16 protein-coding genes are annotated in these 19,815 nt (G+C 60.7%); 11 read left to right on the top strand and 5 right to left on the bottom strand.

Annotated elements, in window-relative coordinates; translation table 11 throughout:
- Positions 1–24: 24 nt before the first annotated feature.
- On the bottom strand, positions 25–420 hold the full coding sequence (locus tag ACNAOU_RS13400; RefSeq protein ID WP_133830823.1) for a hypothetical protein: 396 nt from the start codon (positions 418–420) through the stop codon (positions 25–27).
- 285 nt (positions 421–705) lie between these two features.
- On the opposite strand from ACNAOU_RS13400, the gene ACNAOU_RS13395 reads away from it, so the two are divergent.
- The 6 genes from ACNAOU_RS13395 to ACNAOU_RS13370 all read left to right on the top strand — a co-directional run bounded on the left by ACNAOU_RS13395 (position 706) and on the right by ACNAOU_RS13370 (position 10,381).
- Positions 706–1,005 (top strand): heavy-metal-associated domain-containing protein, encoded by a 300-nt coding sequence (locus ACNAOU_RS13395; protein WP_133830822.1) that lies wholly within the window; start codon positions 706–708, stop codon positions 1,003–1,005.
- A gap of 224 nt (positions 1,006–1,229) precedes the next feature.
- Entirely contained in the window at positions 1,230–2,663 is a 1,434-nt protein-coding gene (locus ACNAOU_RS13390) for an MFS transporter (RefSeq protein WP_166183129.1), read from the top strand.
- A gap of 656 nt (positions 2,664–3,319) precedes the next feature.
- The gene (locus tag ACNAOU_RS13385; protein ID WP_133830821.1) at positions 3,320–3,637 is read left to right on the top strand and encodes a hypothetical protein; all 318 of its coding nucleotides are present in this window, start codon (positions 3,320–3,322) and stop codon (positions 3,635–3,637) included.
- Between the two features lie 573 nt (positions 3,638–4,210).
- Positions 4,211–7,594 (top strand): serine/threonine-protein kinase, encoded by a 3,384-nt coding sequence (locus tag ACNAOU_RS13380; protein ID WP_166651675.1) that lies wholly within the window; start codon positions 4,211–4,213, stop codon positions 7,592–7,594.
- Entirely contained in the window at positions 7,591–9,378 is a 1,788-nt protein-coding gene (locus ACNAOU_RS13375) for a S1 RNA-binding domain-containing protein (protein ID WP_133830819.1), read from the top strand. Before ACNAOU_RS13380 ends, ACNAOU_RS13375 begins: the two co-directional genes overlap by 4 nt.
- A gap of 127 nt (positions 9,379–9,505) precedes the next feature.
- Complete coding sequence (locus ACNAOU_RS13370; protein ID WP_284975249.1) at positions 9,506–10,381, top strand: DUF5677 domain-containing protein; 876 nt, start codon at positions 9,506–9,508, stop codon at positions 10,379–10,381.
- Positions 10,382–11,049: 668 nt separating this feature from the next.
- On the opposite strand, the gene ACNAOU_RS13365 is transcribed toward ACNAOU_RS13370, so the two are convergent.
- The 3 genes from ACNAOU_RS13365 to ACNAOU_RS13355 form a co-directional block, all read right to left on the bottom strand.
- Entirely contained in the window at positions 11,050–11,601 is a 552-nt protein-coding gene (locus ACNAOU_RS13365; RefSeq protein ID WP_133830817.1) for a Pycsar system effector family protein, read from the bottom strand.
- Entirely contained in the window at positions 11,601–12,323 is a 723-nt protein-coding gene (locus ACNAOU_RS13360; protein ID WP_133830816.1) for an adenylate/guanylate cyclase domain-containing protein, read from the bottom strand. Before ACNAOU_RS13360 ends, ACNAOU_RS13365 begins: the two co-directional genes overlap by 1 nt.
- Before the next feature lie 89 nt (positions 12,324–12,412).
- Positions 12,413–13,129: an adenylate/guanylate cyclase domain-containing protein gene (locus ACNAOU_RS13355; RefSeq protein ID WP_133830815.1), complete on the bottom strand. Its 717-nt coding sequence runs from the start codon at positions 13,127–13,129 to the stop codon at positions 12,413–12,415.
- A 381-nt stretch (positions 13,130–13,510) separates the two neighbouring features.
- Between ACNAOU_RS13355 and ACNAOU_RS13350 the strand changes: the two genes are divergently transcribed.
- Together ACNAOU_RS13350 and ACNAOU_RS13345 are read left to right on the top strand one after the other, a co-directional pair.
- Entirely contained in the window at positions 13,511–13,768 is a 258-nt protein-coding gene (locus ACNAOU_RS13350) for a zinc finger domain-containing protein (protein WP_284975304.1), read from the top strand.
- Positions 13,769–13,984: 216 nt separating this feature from the next.
- Positions 13,985–16,036, top strand: a complete 2,052-nt coding sequence (locus ACNAOU_RS13345) for an ATP-binding protein (protein WP_284975250.1) — start codon at positions 13,985–13,987, stop codon at positions 16,034–16,036.
- A gap of 320 nt (positions 16,037–16,356) precedes the next feature.
- On the opposite strand, the gene ACNAOU_RS13340 is transcribed toward ACNAOU_RS13345, so the two are convergent.
- Positions 16,357–17,070, bottom strand: coding sequence for a hypothetical protein (locus ACNAOU_RS13340; RefSeq protein WP_422757068.1), 714 nt, complete (start codon positions 17,068–17,070; stop codon positions 16,357–16,359).
- Between the two features lie 416 nt (positions 17,071–17,486).
- Here ACNAOU_RS13340 and ACNAOU_RS13335 point away from each other — a divergent pair, with 416 nt between their 5' ends.
- The 3 genes from ACNAOU_RS13335 (at position 17,487) to ACNAOU_RS13325 (ending at position 19,648) form a co-directional block, all read left to right on the top strand.
- Positions 17,487–18,398 carry a hypothetical protein gene (locus ACNAOU_RS13335; protein ID WP_133830813.1) on the top strand — a complete coding sequence of 304 codons (912 nt, stop codon included), beginning with the start codon at positions 17,487–17,489 and terminating at the stop codon, positions 18,396–18,398.
- A 172-nt stretch (positions 18,399–18,570) separates the two neighbouring features.
- A complete protein-coding gene (locus ACNAOU_RS13330) occupies positions 18,571–18,972 on the top strand; it encodes an SHOCT domain-containing protein (protein WP_347876396.1) in 402 nt (133 codons plus the stop codon).
- A 481-nt stretch (positions 18,973–19,453) separates the two neighbouring features.
- The gene (locus ACNAOU_RS13325) at positions 19,454–19,648 is read left to right on the top strand and encodes a hypothetical protein (RefSeq protein WP_133830812.1); all 195 of its coding nucleotides are present in this window, start codon (positions 19,454–19,456) and stop codon (positions 19,646–19,648) included.
- Positions 19,649–19,815 lie beyond the last annotated feature (167 nt).

Below are 19,815 nucleotides of genomic sequence, written 5' to 3'. Positions count from 1 at the left end.
TTCACATGGCGCCTACGCGCCCGCTCAGTGCTCCGGCCAGTAGTCGTAGACGTCACTGGTCCCACGCATGAATTCGATAAAGACGCAGTCCCTGTCCCCGACGGTCCATGCTTCATGCTCCGGCGGCAGCATCATAAGATCTCCGGCTGAGAATTCCTCCTCGGATCCGGTACGCTGGCGCACCCCCAAACTGCCTTCCAGGATGTAGGCGACATGCGGCATGGGACACATATCCGTGTCGAGAATTCCGGTCTTGACCGCATCCTCCGTCACTGATGCTCCCACCGGGAAACGGACGAGAAGGGCGCTGGCCCCGTCAAGGGTCACCATCCTTTTCGTGATCCGCCCGATAGTAATGAGTTCGTACTTGTCCTCGTCGACAAAATTGGCCTTCTGCATACGTGTGAGGTCTACAGCCATAGTTCTTCCTCTGCTCCTTCGTCGTGTAAAGCGTCCGCAGTGACGCCTTGTTTCAATTCAGCGACCTGCTCTCTCTACCGGACAAGTACGAAAGCTGTACTGACCCCCATACCGCAGGCACGCATAAACGGCGCTCAAATCTACCCACGTTGCGCACTATACCCCCGGGGGGTATAGTGGATGCGTTGTCAGTGACAAGGCATGTCCCGGCCGGTGCCAACACCCGCTTTCACGGCCCGTCAACCCCAGCGCCCATTGATGCTCCATCAAGGAATGGAAACTGACATGTTTGAATCTGGAAACCGCACTGAGCTTCCCCTCGCCTCGAGTGCGGGATGCAGTTGCTGCACAGCCAACGTCTTTTCGCAGCCCACCTCCTCCGCTGCTGAGCTCACTCTCGAGGGCCTAACCTGCCGGCATTGTGCCCAGACAGTCGAGAAGGCCGTCCTGGTCCTTGAGGGAGTGGATTCTGTGGCTATTGAGCTCGTTCCTGGTGGCCTTTCCCGCCTCCTGATGGGCGGCAAAGCCGCCGCGGCTGCTGTACGCCAAGCCGTCATTGCCGCCGGTTACGTGGTTAGCGGCTAGTAATTCCCTGGAACTTCACGCCGCAAAAACGGCCCAGAAGTTGGCGCCCCCTCCCGAAACAGGAGGCATCGAAGCGCGCCCGCGGGCGAATGAATCCCTCCACAACTGGCCAGCGGGGTCCACCCGAACCCCAGCAGGCCGCGCAACCCCAAAAAACACCCGACTCGGGTACCCCCTGAACTTTCTGCGGGCTCTGCTGCCCGCCAATTTGTAGAGGACATGCTATGACCGGAAAAACAGGACAGCGGCGCGGATTGGTGCCGTTGCTGGTGATCGCGACCGCACAGCTGATGCTGGTGCTCGACGACTCCATCGTGAACATCGCGTTGCCTAGCATCCAGCAGGAACTCGGGGTGAACGCCGTGCATCTGCCCTGGATTGTGAATGCTTATAACCTCACGTTCGGGGCTCTGCTGCTCCTGGGCGGTCGGCTTGGCGATCTCTACGGACGGCGGCATGCATTGCAGGCCGGTCTCGCCCTCTTCGTCATCGCATCGCTGGCCGGGGGTCTTGGCCCCAACAGCGAGACCCTCATCGCCGCCCGAGCGGTTCAGGGGCTGGGAGCAGCACTGGTTGCGCCCAACGCCCTGGCCCTCATTGCGACAACCTTCTCCGAACGCAAGACCCGTGATGCAGCCCTGTCGCTGTACGGCGCGATGTCCGCTCTCGGAATTGTGGTGGGATTGCTTCTTGGTGGCGGCCTGACCGACACCCTCGGCTGGCGGTGGGTCTTTTTCATCAACGTACCCATCGGCATCCTCGTGCTCCTGGGCAGCCGGACCTTGGTGAGCGCAGGACGGCACGCCGGGAGTCTCGATGTCAGGGGCGCCGTATTGGGAACCAGCGGCATGGTCGCCCTGGTGTACGCAATTACCCGCTTTGGCGAGGAGGGTTTCGCTGACCCTCTGGGCCTTGGTCTGGTAGCCGCTGCAGCCCTGCTGCTGGCTGCCTTCATCGCCCTGCAATCCCGCAGCAGCACGCCGCTGGTCCCACTGGGGCTGTTCCGGGACCGTGGCCGCGCTGGCGCATACGCCTCCATGCTGCTGCTAGCCATTGGTCCCATGGGCAGCTTCTACGTGATCACCCTCTATCTCCAGCAGGTTCAGCATTACGGCCCTCTGCGGACCGGTGCCAGCTGGCTGCCGTTCGCGGCAGGGCTGGTGCTCGGGGCAGGGGCCGCGCCTAAGCTGCTGCTGAAGATGGCCACGCGCCTCATCGCAGCAGCGGGGGCACTGCTCAGTGCCGGGGCTGCCTTCTGGTTCTCCTTCATCCAGGTAAACACGAACTACTGGCTGCACCTGGCACCGGCCATGTTCATCCTCGCCCTTGGGTTCGGTCTCGGCATTATCGCCCTGACCCAGGCCGCCGTATATCACACGAAGGAAACCGAGGCCGGAATTGCCTCTGCGCTGCTGAACTCGGCCCAGCAAATCGGCGTTGCCCTCGGACTGGCCGTTTTGGCAGGCGTTGCTGCAACGGTCAGCAACAGCAGCCAGCATTCGGCCGTCACCGAGGCAGGCCAACTGGTCGCCGGATACGGCAGCGCACTTGCCGTCGCGGCTGGGCTGCTGGTGGCTGCAGGAATACTGGCTGCAGCTACCTTGCCTTCCCGAACCGCGGCACAGGCCAACGCCCCCGCTGCGGCCGGAATTCATTAGGCGGACCCGGACAGGGACTGTCTCCAGTGACGAGAAGGTACAGCATGCGCGCCCCTGTGCCTGGGCGCGCATGCTCGGCGACAGGTATCGTCCGCTCGAAAAGCGCAGCTAGAGCCTCGCCTAGATACCACCGGGTCACCGTTCAATAGCCGGCGGACCTCGCGAAACGCTTCGAAGCGGCGGTTGACCCGGGCTTCCCCGCCCCTGTGGGCAGTATTCCTGGCCGCTAACAACCCGGTGCTGCGCTTCAGGGGATCCTCCTCCGACTTTGTGTTCCGCCAGCCTAGCCCTGGTGTATCCCCATTCTGGAGGACATGCAACGGAATTTGTAGGTCTGCGGTACCCACGAGAACCCCAGAGCTGGTCGGACCGATCCTGGTTACCGTCCACCAATCAGCCAGAATTTCGATGTCAGCAGGGCGCGCACACATGGTCTTTACGCTTTCCTGCCACGCTTGCTGGTCCACCCATCGGTATGCTGAAAGGCGTCGATGACGTCCTGGTACGCCAGGTAAGTGACGTCCAAATCAATGTGATCATCATGGTCGGCCCGCAGGCGTTCCAGCCAGGCGGAGCCCGGCCGGGGGCATCCTGACCGTCTCAGATCGAGAGTCGTCACAGCCGAGTGACAGTCCCAAAACCAAGGAGAAGCATCCATGAACAAGAACGAGCTGGCCCAGTTGGGCCTCGACACGGATGGCCTTACGCCGGACGCCGACTACGTCCCGAACCCCTTCACCGCCGATGACGGTGTACACGTCGACCTCGTGTACCGCGCCTACCTGCAGCTCGAGCAGATCAACGCGCTGGGCGGCATCAACTTGCTCGGCGGCTCGCGCGAGCGGCTGGAGGAGATCTATGGCGGACTTGAGGATGGCATGGATCTGATGACGGCGGTGACGCGCTTTGGCGACGATGAGCAGCAGCATCGCGCCCAGCAGCTCATCGCGGCAGGGAAGATCAGCGGCTCCTGACAGGCCTCGACGGAACCCCGACAGCCCCGGCTGTCGGGGTTCTTTCTTTCGTCATGCAGACCGGACTGGCAAGAACCCTTGGATATGCCGAGGCCCGGCATGCGTCGCGCGGACATCAACTGAACCAGGCGAGGCCCACTCTTCCCCTGGACAGGGACCGCGGGAACCTCAGCATTTGGTTCCATAGCCGCTCATTATCCGTCCATGCCGCGGCTCCTGTCTCCCGGCGCGTCCATGCGCCTAAGCAGGAAGAAGTCCGACCCTGGTGTTCATGTGGTGTTCGCACCGTTCTGCCTGATAATGCAAGAATCGCAGCACCCTCGCTCACACCGTTATTCGCTTTCCTCCGGGTCTATCCCCTTAAGCATGTATGCGTGGAGGCGTACGAGCAGTGGCCGATTTGCCGTCAACCATGCGCGCGACATCTCGCGATCCTCCGGGAGATCAACGCCGTGGTCCCGTTTCAGGGAGAGGTTGGAGGACCCGAAAATCGTTGTCTGGTGTCACTCCCGCCGACCTTTGCTGCAGGTCCCGGCTAGGATGACGGTAATAGTTCTCAGGTCAGCTGGGGGAATGGCGCAAGAGTTCATCGCGGATCGGTATGCGGCGATCAGGGGTAGCCACAGGCAAGGTGGACAAGGCGATGTCTTCAAGGCCGTCGATCTGGACAGTGGTAAAGAAGTCGCGGTTAAGGTCATTCCAGGCACAAAGGATGCGGTCAACGCCATCTTTTTCACGAGGGAGACGGATGCACTTGCCCGACTCGACCATCCCAACGTCGCCCGGCTCCTCGACAAAGGCTTCGACGCCCAACGTGGTGACTACTACATCGTCCTCGAGTGGATTCCAGACTCCCTGACGGAATGGCTCGCAGCCCTGGGCGAGCCCCCAGGGTGGGATGATCTGTGCGAGACTATTGGGCTCCCCCTTTCGAGCGCGCTAGCCCACGCCCACGCCAACGGTGTGTTGCATAGGGATATCAAACCCACCAACGTCTTGTGGGACGGCCATGGACCGCTGCTTGCCGACTTCGGCATTAGCAAAATTAAGAACCAAGTGGCTGCACCGGGAGATGCCACAGTCGTGGACCACGCCTCCACGCCTTATGCACCGCCGGAAAAGGTTACGAAGGCGGCAGCGAACCGGGACGTCCACGGGCTCGCAGCCACGTTAGTCCGCTGTCTCGTCCCCTACGAGCTGCGCAACTATGCAGACATCTCACGAGCCTTGTCAGACGACGTAGACGGCATAGATGTCCCTGAACAGGTTATGGACCTGTTGAAGCGCTGTCTGAGCAATGACCCGAGCAACAGGCCCAAAGATGGCCAGGTCCTGGACCTCGAGCTCCGTAAGCTCCACTCCAACCGCAGCCGGAAATGGCGCGCCCAAACCGAGATGGCAGTCAACCTCACCACGCAGGCCCGCACGCAGTTGCTGAAAGCACGTGCTGACTCGATCCCTGAACGCTCGATCGAAACCCTCATGGGAACAGCCACGTACGCCGTCCCCCGCAGAGTCCAGAAGGGTTCAGCGGTCATCCTCAACCCGGACGAGTTCGAGCTCGTCGGCGACGAGCTCTGCCTCGTCGTCAAGTTCACGCAGGGAGGCATGGTCTGCACGCGAGCCGACGTCCGCGATTTCTACGAACTTGAGGCACGCCGTCGCTCGCCAGCAGCAGTCCTCCTGCCGTCAGATCAGTACATCTGGACCGCCCGGCAACCGGCGAGCCCGCTGGCTGCATACCGCGCGACCAACGAGCTTCACGAACTCCTTCGGCAGGCCATCCAGGATGCCGAGGACCGCGACAGCGAACGATTCCGCCAAAGCCGACTTGACGGCTGGTCACGACTCATCGAGGCCAAGGAGGAACTCGACAGGAAACTCGAAGACCCTGTCGGATACAGGCTCAACTCCCGTCACTGGAACACCGCAAACCTCCAACTGGACCACGAACCGCGTGAGGAAATCCTCGACCAGGACCTCTTGGCCCGCGAAACAGCCCGGCCTACGTCCGGAACCGCTGTTTCATGCGTCGTGGAGGAGATCGACGGAGACGAGGCGACCGTCCGAATCTCAGGAAACCCTGCCGATTTTCCTGAAGACGGAGTCCTGGTCAGGAACCGGACAGCCTCGAACACCGCAGTGCGGCGACAACGGGAAGCACTCGGCTCGCTCCGCGACCAAAGAAGCCTGCGCCCGGACCTTCGCGACCTGGTACTGGACCCCGCGTCGAGCTCTCCTGCCCAGCCAGTGGAGTTCGCGCCCATCAACGCGGACCTCGACGACGACAAGAAGGTCGCAGTGGCAAAGGCACTCGGAGCCTCTGACCTCTTCCTCGTCCAAGGCCCACCGGGCACCGGAAAGACGTCCTTCATCTGCGAGCTCGTCGCCCAGCACCTGAGGGCCCGTCCAAATGACAGGATCCTCCTCGTCAGCCAGATGCACGTTGCTCTTGACAACGCCGTAAGCCGTCTCGACAGGGCAGGAGTGGACGGCCTTGTCCGACTCTCGACGCGAGAAGACCAGGTAGCCCAGGAGGCGGTCCATCTCCTCCTGCCGAACAAGATCAAAGCCTGGACGGAGGAAGTGAGGCACAGGGCTGGCCAAGGGCTCGAGCAGCTGGCCGCTGCCGCCGACGTCTCCGCCCTGAGCCTCCGATTGGCCTTCGCCGCAGAGGAGGCCGCAGCCGCGCTGCGGCTCCGGGACCAGCGTAAGGCAGAACTCGAATCATTCGACCCACAGGACAGCGACGACGACGTCGAAAACGAACTGACGGATCGGCTGGACAGGGCTGAGAAGGCGGCAGCCCTCGCCTTGGACACGGTTCGACAGCAGGCCGGTGCCGTTGATGCCAATGTCGCCGAACAGGAAACCATCGAAACACTCACCCAGCTTTCCGCAGCGTGCCTGGATAGTAGGCCCGACGCTGCCCGCCTCCGGGACATCATGCGCGCCCAAGCCGACTGGCTGGCAAGCCTTCAGGATCCCCGCGCGGCCGAGCTGCTGTTCCTTCCGAAACAGTCCGTCATCGCCGGGACGTGCATGGGATTCTTGGGAAACCAGAGCGTCCGCGATATCGACTTCGACCTCTGCATCGTCGACGAGGCGTCACGGGCAACTTCCACCGAACTCTTCGTCCCCATGGTGCGTTCGCGCCGGTGGGTGCTCGTGGGCGACACGAAACAGCTCCCGCCGATGCGCGAAGAGGTCATGGACCACAGTGAGCTTGTCGATACCTACAATCTCGACGAACTGCTCGGCTCCGACTCGCTGTTCAGCATCCTGGTTGCAGAGTCACCAAATGACTGCAGAGAGAGCCTCGTCACGCAGCATCGGATGGCTCGCCCCATCGGACAACTGATCTCCAACACCTTCTATGACAAGCAACTGGTGCACGATCCGCATCCTTCACTCGACGGAGAAGCCCTCAGCGGGCAACCTCGCGTGGCGTGGTTCTCGACAAGTCGTCGCGAAACCCGACATGAAGACTCGGCCAAGGCGAAAAGCTCCTCGAACTCGACCGAGGTCGACATCGTCTGCCGACGACTTTCCCGACTGGAAGAAATGGCCGAAAGAGGCGAGCTCCACCGTCTGGACGGCAACCGGATCGAAGTCCTTGTCCTCACCGGATACCAACGACAGCTCCACATGCTGGACCGCGCAGTCCGGGCCCTTAATCTTCCCCACCTCGACACCAGCGTCAAAACGATCGACGCCGTACAGGGCAGAGAAGCGGACGTCGTAATATTCTCCGTCACCCGGAGCAACGCCCGACTCGAAATGGGTTTCCTCTCCGAGTCCTTCGGGGAAGGCCGCATCAATGTGGCTCTTTCACGCGCACGCGAACTCCTCTGGATTGTCGGAGACTCGGAATTCTGCACTGCGAAAGACGGACCGCTGAAAAGAGTGCTCCACCACATAGAACACACCGACGATTGCCGAATGGAGTTCGTGTGACCGACCCCCTCGCCCTCGCTGCCCGACGCCACGCCCACGTCATCCCTGGCCACCTCTTGGTGTCCGCAGAGCCCTGCGCCATCCCAGCCTCAGTGCTCACCGTCGACCTGCTGGCCGAAAGAGCCAGCGAGCTCGGCGTCGCCGAGCGATACACCCTCCGGGCCATCAAATTAGGTTTGAAGCGGATCGAGGAAATCTCCTGGTTCCTCGGACTCGATCAAGACGATACCGCGAATGTGATCGGGGCCCTGCTGCAGAGGGAGATGATCGACTACAGGGCGCTCGACACCGACCACCGCCACATACAACTCCTGCCCCCTGGGCAAGAGGCACTCGAGGATACTGTGGCAGAGGCTCCGAAAGTCGTCACCCTCTCGGTCATGTTTGACAGGATCGTTCGCAAACCAGTCGCCTGGACTAAACGATCCCTCACACGCGCAGCCGAGGTAGGGAACCGTGTAGGAATATTGGTCCTGCCGCCAGCGTCAGGCGAACCTGCAGCCGTAGACGAACTGTCCGCCGCCGACCTCACCGCAATTCTCGGGGGCAGGAACCAGGTCAACCGGATACTCGGCACTCTCGGTGTCACCGAGAACCGGAAGTACTTCAAAGAAGCCATCCTGCTGATCTATAAAGGAATCGACTCCGACTCGGTTCGTCTGGGCCTAGACATTGACGGTACGTGGAGTCCGGCCCACGAGGTGCAACTCGAGCGCCTTCAGACCGTCGATCGACTCGGCATCAGAATTGAAGGACCGCAGTCGCCCGCCGACGGCCAAACACGGACCGACTCACCGGAGCCCGGCGTTACCCCGACGATGGCGCGAGAAGAGGTTCTCACGCTCCAAGCGATGGCAGACGGTCCCGAAACCGGGACAGTGGGACCCCATCCGGATACCGGCGCAGAAGCCGGCCAGACTGTCGATTCGGCCGCGATACGGTGGCTCGGCACCTATGAGCATCCCTGGATTCTCGATGAAGCAGTGACAAAGGCCCGGCGGAGACTCCTCATCATCAGCCCGTGGATCACAAGTGCCGTGGTCACAAAGACCTGGATCAGGCAAATCGAGAAATTGGCTGCGAAGTGCCCTGTCATCATCGCCTGGGGATATGAAGACCAGCCTAAGATCGACGAGTCCCTCACCGAGCTTCATTCGGCAGCGCGACGGTCAAAACAGCTTGCCGTAGTGCGATTGAAGAACACCCACGCCAAGGTGCTCGTCGGCGACGACTTTTATGTCACGACAAGTTTCAACTGGCTATCGTTCAGAGGGGACAGGAGCCGACGGTACCGAATGGAGGAAGGAACGCTCGTCCGTGAACGCAGGCTTGCCGACCTTGCCTATGAGCGGTATCTGGACCAGGTCAGAGAGCAGGCATTGGAGGTGGTCGGCAACCTTCCCAACCCGTCCGGGGCCGCTCTTCCCGATGCCAGCACCTCGAGCACGTCGCCAAACGCTGCATCCGATGCCCAAGATGACAACAGTGAGGGCCACAGCAGCCGGCCACCACGGCACCGAAAGCCGAGGAAGACGCCTCCAGATGAGGCATGGGCACGGCTTCGCACCGGAGAGACGATTCCTGGCCGGATCCAAGGCTTCGCCGTCTTTGGAGTGTTCGTCACCCTCGAAAACGGCATCGTGGGCCTCATCCACAATTCGCGACTGCCGTCCACCATGCGAAGGCCGGAGGGGAACGGCCTCGCTATCGGAGGACGCGTCAATGTCCGGATTCTTGAGGTCCAACCCGAACGCAAACGCGTCTCGCTCGCACTGCAGGGCTAAAACACGGCCCGCTTCTGTATTGGCGGATCTAGGTGCATGGCTCCAGATCTGATTTGATCGACCCATGAGCCGCAAGTAGAAGCGCAATTCAACGCGCCCTGCCAATGGGATCCAATCCGACGTAAAGGTGGTCGCCAGTTCACCTGAGACGAAAAGGATAGTTGCCGTTCTTGGCGACATCGATGACGAAGCACACACTGCCGCACGGCACAGCTGGCCGGATCACCCGTCCCGCGAGTACGACTTCGACGCGGCGATCCTCACTCGCGGCATCAACGCGCTTAAGGGCATCCGTATCTTGGTTGAGAACGGGCATTGGGAGCTGGCACAAGGCGTGCTGCGCCAGCTGTTCGAGCTGGTCGTGAACATCGAATACCTCCACCATCAGGAGGACCGCGGCGAGGCCATGCGGCGGTATGTGAAGTTCGGTGTCCTGGAGAAGCTCGAAGCCCGTCGCGACGAGATGAGATACGACGCACAAGCCGGACACCCAGTTAACCTTGCGAAGCTTGATGCCTTGGAGAAGTACCTAGAGACTTCTGAATTCGATGAGTTCCGGAATAAGAAGGGTGATTTCATCACCAGCTGGGCATCGCGGAAAATCTGGGAAATGTGCGAGAAGTCGCCGTTGAAGATGCGCCAGCACCAGTACAAGCTTCTCTATAGCGCATGGTCCGAGCACGCGCATGCGACTCCGGGAGCCCTGGTCGATGCGATCCTGCGGAGCTCCGGACCTGGTTGGGTGGAAGAGGTCATGGCCGACGATGAGGCCAATATCCAAGAGTGCGTTCGGATGGGTGTCGCACTGTTTGTTGAGCTGCGAATGTACTTGCCTTGCATCGAACCGATTGTTCCCGAGATGGCCAATGGCTGGTTCCATCGGGTTCTTCCCTCCGAGCTTCGGGGTGGTGAGCATGGTGCATCCGTATGGGGTCCAGTCGCCCAGGTAAACATAAACGCCAGCGGTCTCGACCAGGTATCCGTATCCGAGAGCGGAGACTAGATTCGAGGTAAAAAATCCCCCAAGTGCGCATCGTTAAGGAGCGTGGGGGATATGTCAGCAGTACGAGCGTGTGTTCTGGCCGCTCTTCGTCCCCGAGGCCAAGAACATGCTCCGCTGGCGCGTCCGGCTGGAGTGCGGCTGCACTCACGAGGTCTTCACGCACGGGGAGGACGAGTTCCCGGACGATCGCAGCCACCTCGACCCCATCACCCGATGCCGACTTCCCGCCGGCGAGTATTGGTGCCCGTCCGACCTACCCAGATGCCCTACCGCGACATCGTCGAGTGGGTTGACAGGAAAATCACGGAGTTCCCAGCCCGATGCTGAGGAACCTGACTACGACTGGATGGACGCAGAGACCTGGGCGAAGATCCGAAAACCCCGGCCACACTCGTCTGCTTTCTGGAAGGTCAAGCTCGACTGCGGGCACCATCAGCAAGTCTGCACTGACGTGGATTGGAAGCCTGAGATGAGCCCAAGTTGTTGTCCGAGGAGCGCGTCGCGGAGATCCGCCGTGATTTCGAGGAGAGTTGGGCGACCCAGGGGAACACTGGCTGGCCACACGAGGGCCCCGAGCGCGACCACATCCGGAAGATGATCGGCGGCAGCCTTCATCAAATTTTTTCACTGCTCAAGCATGAAAGCCCGGTACGACATCCGGAGCTCCACTATGGTGTGAGACCGAGCCTCACCAAGGCCGCGCACGTGATCAGCCCTCCCCCTGCGACAGAGGCGAGTATCAGGGATGACTTCACGAGGAGGTGCTTCGTCCAGGCAATCTTGCTCATGCGGACCATCTGATTGGATAGGATTGGCAGCATATCGGCGTCTTTGATCTTGGCCGGCAGTTGTTCCAGAGGCCAGAACTTCAGGTGTCCGAAGTAGATAAAGTTGTCTCTCCACTCCTTCTTAACGTGCCACATACGCAACCGGGGGATAACCACCCACATTGCGCAACCGGCCGCCAGTATCAGGGCAATTCCAGCTCCGTAGTATGTGATCTCTTGGACCGGGCCTTCGAGGCGGTTGAACAGACGGTCCTTACCCGAGAGGGTAACTAACATCGCTAGGCCGGCTGATTCGAGTGCAAACGCGAAGGAGGCCTTCGCGTCAACCTTTCCAGTCCAGTCGACGAGAGCGCCGTGGATACGCCAGGCAGTATCCAGCGCATCCTTGTCGCTTTTGCCTGATCCGGCTTCTGCATTTTTGCCCCGACGCATCAGACCGACCAGCGATACGAGGATTTGTAATAGGAGTAGGTCTTGCCACCCATCGCGTAGCTGAACGGGCCGTGCCACATATTGACTCCTTTGCTCAGTTTGGCGGAGTCATTCAGGCCGTCATATGCGCCCTTGCCGATGAATGTGGTGAAGTGGTCCTGCCGTATGTCGCTCAGTTTCGCCGCAAGGTTTGGGGCTGTCCCCACGGAAATCATGTCGTCACTGCCCCTGAACCCTGCTCGGACGAGGAGAGACTTGCCGCTTGCTATTCCGCATGCGTGCTTGAGCTGCCAACCATTCTTCTTGATAGATCCAAACTGGCTCGCTATAGCGGGCTGCACCAGATTGTTCATAGCCCACTTGATCTGCAGAGCTGACTTGGCCGCTCTTGTGTTCCTGTCCGTGCCAGCAAAGATCCCCATGACCCGATCTCCATCAAAGCTGCGGATGTGGCCGTTGTTGGCGCGGATGATCCGCGTACTCACAGATAAGTAGGCTTTCATGACCCTGGCTACTGTGTCGGGGGGAGCGATGGCGACGAGCCCGGATGAATCCGCCATGTCAGCGTAGAGGTAAGTTGATGGCAGATACACACCCTGTGAGTACCCCATCTTGGCTGGATCAGGAACGGATTCAATAACACCGTCATTCCTCACTGTCGTCGTGAGACTCGTGTTGACCGTCTTCACGATGTCATCCTCGACGGCTGATCTCAGCGTCATGCTTCTCCTTGCTTCGCTATCTAGTAATGGATCCAAGCCTATGGGGAGGGGCTGACACTAACCGGCGACTTTGATTCATTCCCGGGCGGTCAGAGAATCTTGAGGCCGTAGTTAGACGTTCTGATCTCTTCTACGCGGCCACCACCGATATCTTTCGGGTACGCCAGACTCCACATAGCATTCCCCTCCCCGCTGCTATAACACGTTGAATAGGCCATCTCTTTCCACATCCGGTCAGTGATGGTCGTGCGTGCTCCGTGCAGGTCACTTAGCTTCGCGGCTATGTTCGGAGCGTCCCCGATGGAAACCAGGTCGTTACTGTTGCGAACGCCAGCACGCACAACGAGCGCATCTCCAAGATCGATTCCGGTCCTGCTGCTTAGCACCCAACTTGATTTGAGGTACTCGCTGAGGCGGTATGCCAGGCTGGGCCTGACTATCTCGTCCACTGCCCATTTGATTTCCAGGGCCGTCCTTGCAGCCACAGTCGGGGCGTTGTCTCCGATGAAAATGGCCATTACGCGGTCTCCGTCGTAGCTTCGGATCTCACCTTTGTTGTCACGAATTACTCGCGTGACAGCAGCCAAGAAAGCACGCACGATCTGAGCGGCCGTCGTAGCGGAGTGATTCTTGGCCAAACCGGAAGAGTCTTCCATGTCTGTGTAAAGATAAACCGCTTTCAGCCAGACACCCCCGTTGTTCAGATTTATTGAATCTGAGGTCGGCACCACTTGGCCCCGCCTTGTGTCCAGCTTGGTCTTGAGGAGGGAGTCTACCGCTGTGCTGTAGTCATCCTTGCGAGTCATGATCCCCATTTCAACGTAGCGAGCGAAAGCTTTAACAGCCTACTAACTGTCATGTTCTTTGGGCCTTGTGTCCAGCCGCCGGGGCCGAGGGCTTCCAGCGACCAGCGACCAGCCCATGCCCTCGATGAAAGCCACAGCGCGCTCGAACATGGCCGGGCTTCCCACGGACAGCTCGAGCCAAAGGCCCGGCCATATCCGCCGAGCCTGCTGTGCGTGACAGGGGAGGGGACGAGATATCTGACATCGCCTCAGTTTTCCAATCGCGGGAACCGAGCTCGCCAACCAGTATGTATGTGGTGATCGCACTGGGATGGGCCTGTTTGTGCTGATTTCGCAGGGATCTTTTCTCCTCGCTAAGTGAGCGTAAAACCTACCCTTCACATGGACCCCCGGGGACATGTCCTTAAGTATTCGCGTGATGTGTTCACTGTAACGACAGGAATTTCCTCCACTCGCACGTGGTGCTCATCGCTCCAGCGCTGCCCACTTAACGTGGGAAGTTGGGTTTGGTTTTCCGGAAGTCTAAGTGTCTATTGGCTCGCTGGGCACGCCTGCAAGCGATGCGAAACGCCGATCGTACGCGAAAAGTTCATGAATCGCTCCAGCCACTTTTGCCCGGTTTGCCAGCAAAATCGCTAGCTTGAGCGTCAGCGGAGGCCGATGAGCATATGGTGATCCAAGGGCGCGCGACCGTCACGTTGGGGATCCGGACGTGGCCGTGCTCGACTGCTCTTCCCATTGACATTCATGTTTTGCCGGCCGAGTGGTTGAGTCAGACTGGAACGAGGCATGATCAGTTTCAACGTCAGTGGTCGCGGCTAATGTCCATAACATCGAACGAATGGAGGAGGTACCATGGCGCTGAAGACGTCGCTGGCAGGGCGGGTGCGGAACACGACACTGCCGAAAACCCATGCGCTGCTCCCGCTGCACGAGGCGGTCGTCAACGGCATCCAGGCGATCGACGCGCGGTTCCCAGACGATGCCGCTGGCCGAGGGCGTCTCACCGTCCGGATTCACCGGGAGCGGCAGGGCGCGTTCGACCTTAGCGCGGGCTCTCCCGGCCGCGCACCGCTCAAGATCATCACCGGTTTCAGCGTCGAGGACAACGGCATCGGGTTCACGCCCGACAACATGACGTCCTTCGAGACGCTCGACAGCGACTACAAGGCCGGTATGGGTTGCCGCGGCGTGGGCCGGCTGCTCTGGCTGGTGGCGTTCGATCGCGTCGAGGTGCGCAGCGCCTATTACGAGGGTGGGACCCTTGCGGGACGTCAGTTCAGGTTCTCGGTCAGTCAGGACGTCGTGCGCGACGACGCGCCCGACGGACTGACCGATGCCGGCAGCTCTGTGTGTCTGGAGGGCTTCAAGAAGCCGTACCAGCAGAGCGCGGCGAAGACGGTTGAGGCCATCGCGCGCGAAATCTTCGAGCACTGTATCTGGTACTTCCTCCGCGACGGCGGCGCTCCCGACGTGTTCGTGTCTGACGACGATGAGACGTTCTCGCTCAAGGACTTTGTCGAAGAGCTCGGGCACTCCGAGACTGCAGCGTCGTTCGAGGTCAAGGGCCAGACGTTCGAGATGCTCAACCTGCGCCTCAAGACCTCGGCCCGCAACGCGACGCCGCGCCTGCACTGGTGCGCCGCGAACCGGGTCGTCAAAGACGAGAGCATCGCGGGGAAGCTGCCGGGCCTCTACGCGCGCATGAAAGACGGCACCTCAACCGAGTTCACCTACGTCTGCTACCTGTCCTCGACCTACCTCAACGACCACGTCAGGGCCGACCGCACGGACTTCGACCTGCCGGAGCGCATGGCGGGCGACGCCCTGATCGACGAGCCGACGCTCGACGACATCCGTACAGGCGTCCTGCAGGAGGTCTCGAAGGCGCTGACCGAGCCGCTGGCATCGGCGCGGGTCGCGAGCAAGGAGCGGATCCACCAATACGTGAGCACCAAGGGGCCGAAGTACCGCCCGCTCATCAAGCGCATCGAATCAGCCGGGATCGTCGTGGACCCGTCGATGAAGGACTCCGACCTCGAAATGGAGCTGCACAAGCATGCCCAGAGGATCGAAACCGATTTACTGGCAGAGGGCCAGGCCGTATTCGCGGATTCGAGCGGAGACAAGCCCGAAGATTACGACGAGCGCCTCGCCAAGTACCTCGTGACAGTGAAGGATTTCAACCAGTCCGACCTGGCGAACTACGTCGCCCGACGACGAACGACCCTCGACATCCTCGCGAAACTCATCGAGTCGGACGGCAACGGCAAGTACGCCCGCGAGGACCGTATCCATGAGCTGCTCTTCCCGATGCGGCAGGACTCGAACGAGGTCGGGGTCGACGCGTCAAACTTGTGGATCCTCGACGAGCGGCTCGTCTTCCACGACTACCTCGCGTCCGACAAGACGTTCAAGAATATGCCCGTCACGGACGATGCCTCGACGAACAGACCAGACATTCTGGCAACCCGCGTGCTCGAGCCGGACTTGCCCGTGCTCGCGTCCGAAGGACAGAAGCTGCCGCTGCAGTCGATCGTCGTCGTCGAGCTCAAGCGTCCCATGCGCAATGATGCGACGGCGGAGGATAAGAACCCCATCGCACAGTGCCTCGACTACGTCGCGCGCGTCCGTGAGGGCAAGGCGGCGACTGCAACTGGGCGACCGATCCCGTCGAGCGCGCAGGAGCCGCCGGCTTTCTGCTATGTCATCGCCGACCTGACGCCGACGATGGAGCGCATGTGCAAGCTGTCGACCCTGACCAAAACACATGACGGGCTCGGGTACTTCGGCTACATCGAGCCCTACAAGGCCTACGTCGAAGTCATCAGCTTCGACGGTCTCGTCAATGCGGCCACAGAGCGGAACAGGGCGTTCTTCGATAGGCTCGGCCTGCCGTCGAGCTAGGCGACGATCAGCGACATGCTCCTCCGCGTAGCACGGCTGCATGTCCGATGTTGTGGGACCTTCGGGGAGGTGTGCCAGAGCTAGTCAAGTGATGGAGGTCCCGATCGGCTGATCGTCAGGCTGGAGGCGTTGGACGGCAAGTTCGACCCCTGGCGTCCGGCGGAGATCCTGCTCCGCAATCCGGCGAAACTGGAGAAGCTCTCCCAGACAACGCTCCAGTGCCGGGGGTATGTCTTTAACCGAGTATGCGTGAAAGTGTGCGAGAGGTGGCTTATGTCGCGGAGGCGTTGGACCTGAGGTCTTGAGCCGGTGGGTAGGTGTCAGCGGTACCAGCCGCGGCGGGTGGGTACTTCTATCCGCGGGATTTCGTGCGGTTTCAGCGGACGTTGGGGAACCGGGCGGATGGTGTAAGGGGTGATGCGGTCCTCCTCGTGCTCCCTCTCGATCATTTCTGCGGTGCCCTTGTCAGTCCTGCGGATGTGGTCCACAGCCCATGTCAGGAGGACGTCGAGGCGATTGACTTCCGCTTCTGCAGCCAAGAGCCGTTCATGGGCCGTCACCGAGCCGTAACCGCACCATTGGCGGAGGATCTCATGAACGGGCTTTTGGCGGCGCAGGTAATAGTCGTATTCAAACTCGGCAGAAGTCGTTAACGGTTCCCGGGTTTCCCAGTTTTCAATTGTTCCGCCCCGTTTGGATTTTTCTCGAGCCACCGCTTCCTGGGCCATGACGAGGTCCAGGACCGGGGCCGGGTTCCTGCGACAGGCCAGCTCCACGACAGCCAGCGCCGCACGCGGCGATAGGAACACCTCGCCGTCGTGAACCAGCCAGGAAAATCGGGCTTGGAAGGCAGCCACGGTCTGTCCGGTGAGCGCTTCGAAGGCGACGTGATCGTGGACCGTCAACGAATCGTCGCTTGAAGCGACAGACAGCTCGGCGACCTCCGAAGGTACAACCAGCTCAAGGGCCGCCCAAAGGGCCGACGCCTCATGTTCGTCGATGGCCTCGGCCTTGAGCCGCCTCCAGCCATCCATTGCGGCATCGTACGGGACTACGTCTTCCCACGGTACCTTGAGCCGCGAGCGAGGGACGTTCTCCTCCCTGCCCGGTGGATGGCCGTGCATGTGACGGATGTCGACCCGGAATCTTCGACCCTCCTGATGCACCGCCACGATGTGCACCCGCTCGGACGGCGCATTGTCACGCTGCCTGTAGGCCCACTCTTCCCCCGGGCAGGGACTACGGGAAACCTCAGCATTTGGTTCCATAGCCGCTCATTATCCGTCCACACCAGGCTGCTGTCTCCTAGCAGATTGGTGCCAACAATTAGCCGAACGAGAAACCATCAGCTGGAACTGCGCAGGACCGGGCTTTTGTTCAAAGCTACGTTTTCGGGATGATGTCCGGCTTGTTCCTAGACTTGGGTGACGCTGTGGACGAGCATTGAATAGTGAGCGCCGCCGACACTGCCCCGGTCGATGACCAGACACGTGAATCCGCAAGACTGCTGAAGCGAGTACCTGGGCGGGCGCGGCCTCAGAAGGAGGCCCTCCGGGAGTTCGAGGAGGGTGTCGCCCAGTTGCGTCAGCATTACGACCCGGTATTCTGGCCGCTCTTCGTCCCGGAAGCCAAGAACATGTTTCGCTGGCGCGTCGAGTTGGAGTGCGGATGTAAGCACGAGGTCAACACGCACGGAGAGGACAAGTATCCGGACGATCGCCGCTTCCCCGACCTCATCAGTCAGTGCAGGCTTCCCTCCGGGGAGTTCTGGTGTACGACTGACCACGGACCTGCTCAGAAGCCGTATCGGGACATCGTCGAGTGGGTCGATCGCAAGGTCACGGAGTTCCCGGCGGACCCTGTGGAGCCGGAATACGACTGGATGGACGCCGAGGACTGGGCGAAGATCCGGAAACCCAAGCCACACACGTCGGCGTTCTGGCGGGTCAGGCTCTCCTGCGGGCACTATGAGCAAGTCTGCACTGATGTGGATTGGAAGCCCGAGGACGGGCCCAAGCTGGTGTCCGAGGAGCGCATCGTGGAAATCCGCCGTGATTTCGAGGAAAGCTGGGCGGCAGCGGATAACCCTGGATGGCCTGAAAAGGGTGTCGAGCGAGACCACATCCGGAAGATGATCGATCTGCGCTGGCCGCGCCCCGAGCCCGAGAGGGACTGCTTCACGTGTACGCAGGTGCGGCGGATCACTGGCTATCAGCGGATCGGCTGGCTCGTTACGAGGACGACGCCGGCACCGCGTCCGTCGACGAACCTCGATCGGGAGAAGATCGAGGCTCGACTCGCCGCGGCGGAGGCTGAAGTCCAGCGGCTGCGCAAGCAACTCGACAACCCAGGCAACGCTTGAATTCACAACGACGCGATCTTGACTTCGTATTTTGGGAAGGGTCGCAAGAACTACACCCCCGATGGGAACGGGAAGCGGACCAAGGACGCCTATGACGAGTTCAGCGTTCGGCAGTTCATCGCGTTCACATCAGGGGATGTTCTATGAGTATTCGTAGGGCTATCCTCGGCAGATGAACCAACATGCAGTACCGACCGAACCAGGTCAATACATATTTGCGTTCAGCCTCAGCCGAGGGTGGCTTCGGATAGCTGGGACGTGTGCAGTTGCTGCGGTGGTTATGGCCGTCGTGGCAAACGCAACAGAGCCGTTCCGAGCCCCCTTGGGAATCGCGCTAGGCGTCCTCGCGATAACCCTACTCATCGCACTTGCCATCAAAGGTTCATCACGACGGCAGGCGCAGGAACCAGCGGCAGCCCGAGCCCGCACGGGCGGGCATCGGAGGTTGTTTGGCAAAATGCGGGGCAGAAGGTCCTTAGCGGCAGAACTGGCTCTCCTTGCAGAACTCCATGCGAAGGGTGCACTCTCTGACGAGGAATTCAGCGCCGCCAAGCTCCGTACCCTTGCGGACTGACATCCAGCGGCTGCTTCGTCAGTCTCTTAGCCACTTCAGGGGCAACTTCGGCCAAGAATTCGCCCATCGTGCCCCGCAGTGAGGGAAAAGAAGGCCCACCGATGGGGGACCGGCAGGCCTTCAGCACGCCACGCTACAGCAGCGCGCATGGAACATCGACTGGACTAAGAGGTGAAACAAACGAGTTCCAAGTTGTCGTTCTTCTCTTTGTCCGGGGCATGGATCGGGGTTGTTTCCGGCGTTGGAAACGCCGCCCGCCGCACGGGAATAACGCGTCTGTTCGGCTGCTGCTATCTGCCCGGCCATGGGGCTGGGCGCTCGGTCGTAGTGTCCCGGACGCTTTGAGGGGACATTGATACTCTGGGCAGAGGGGAAAAGGGGGAACACGGAAATGGGTCTTAGAAGTCTTTTTCAACGAAAAGCCGCAACCGCGGCACCCATAGGTCCAGTCGTGGCCGCAGGACCTGTCCCAGGCGCGCCCATGTCACCTGAGCTCCAAGCGGAACTGCGGGAAGCGTGGGCAGAACTAACTGAGGCCGCCAAGGCATCGAAAGTGACAAACTTCCACGCCTGTACACGTACGGCCCGGCACTGGACCGAGGACCCGGCGGCAGTCAGGGCCATAGCGGCCACACTCCGTGAATTCCCGGATACAGACAGCCAGCAGACGACATAGTGACCTACGGGCGTTCGATCGTAGGTCACTACAGCTCACCGGAAGGCCGGCGGTCGACATTTTCACTCAGCTCCTGGGACGGTTGCAGGGAATTGACATGCGGTGGGCGAGGATTGAGCCATGGTAAACGTATCCGCGGTTTAACCGCCGTGATCTACAAGCAGATT

Source organism: Paenarthrobacter sp. C1 (genome assembly GCF_049315185.1).
Lineage (GTDB): Bacteria > Actinomycetota > Actinomycetes > Actinomycetales > Micrococcaceae > Arthrobacter > Arthrobacter nicotinovorans.
This window is presented reverse-complemented; position numbering and strand designations above follow the sequence as displayed.

Bases quoted from the DNA above. Each gene is read 5' to 3' on its own strand.
- ACNAOU_RS13365 (WP_133830817.1), bottom strand. From the start codon at position 11,601: ATGCGTCGGGGCAAAAATGCAGAAGCCGGATCAGGCAAAAGCGACAAG.
- ACNAOU_RS13380 (WP_166651675.1), top strand. From the start codon at position 4,211: ATGGCGCAAGAGTTCATCGCGGATCGGTATGCGGCGATCAGGGGTAGC.
- ACNAOU_RS13385 (WP_133830821.1), top strand. From the start codon at position 3,320: ATGAACAAGAACGAGCTGGCCCAGTTGGGCCTCGACACGGATGGCCTT.
- ACNAOU_RS13400 (WP_133830823.1), bottom strand. From the start codon at position 420: ATGGCTGTAGACCTCACACGTATGCAGAAGGCCAATTTTGTCGACGAG.
- ACNAOU_RS13325 (WP_133830812.1), top strand. From the start codon at position 19,454: ATGTCACCTGAGCTCCAAGCGGAACTGCGGGAAGCGTGGGCAGAACTA.
- ACNAOU_RS13330 (WP_347876396.1), top strand. From the start codon at position 18,571: ATGAACCAACATGCAGTACCGACCGAACCAGGTCAATACATATTTGCG.
- ACNAOU_RS13395 (WP_133830822.1), top strand. From the start codon at position 706: ATGTTTGAATCTGGAAACCGCACTGAGCTTCCCCTCGCCTCGAGTGCG.
- ACNAOU_RS13350 (WP_284975304.1), top strand. From the start codon at position 13,511: ATGGACCCCCGGGGACATGTCCTTAAGTATTCGCGTGATGTGTTCACT.
- ACNAOU_RS13390 (WP_166183129.1), top strand. From the start codon at position 1,230: ATGACCGGAAAAACAGGACAGCGGCGCGGATTGGTGCCGTTGCTGGTG.
- ACNAOU_RS13345 (WP_284975250.1), top strand. From the start codon at position 13,985: ATGGCGCTGAAGACGTCGCTGGCAGGGCGGGTGCGGAACACGACACTG.
- ACNAOU_RS13360 (WP_133830816.1), bottom strand. From the start codon at position 12,323: ATGACGCTGAGATCAGCCGTCGAGGATGACATCGTGAAGACGGTCAAC.
- ACNAOU_RS13355 (WP_133830815.1), bottom strand. From the start codon at position 13,129: ATGACTCGCAAGGATGACTACAGCACAGCGGTAGACTCCCTCCTCAAG.
- ACNAOU_RS13340 (WP_422757068.1), bottom strand. From the start codon at position 17,070: ATGGATGGCTGGAGGCGGCTCAAGGCCGAGGCCATCGACGAACATGAG.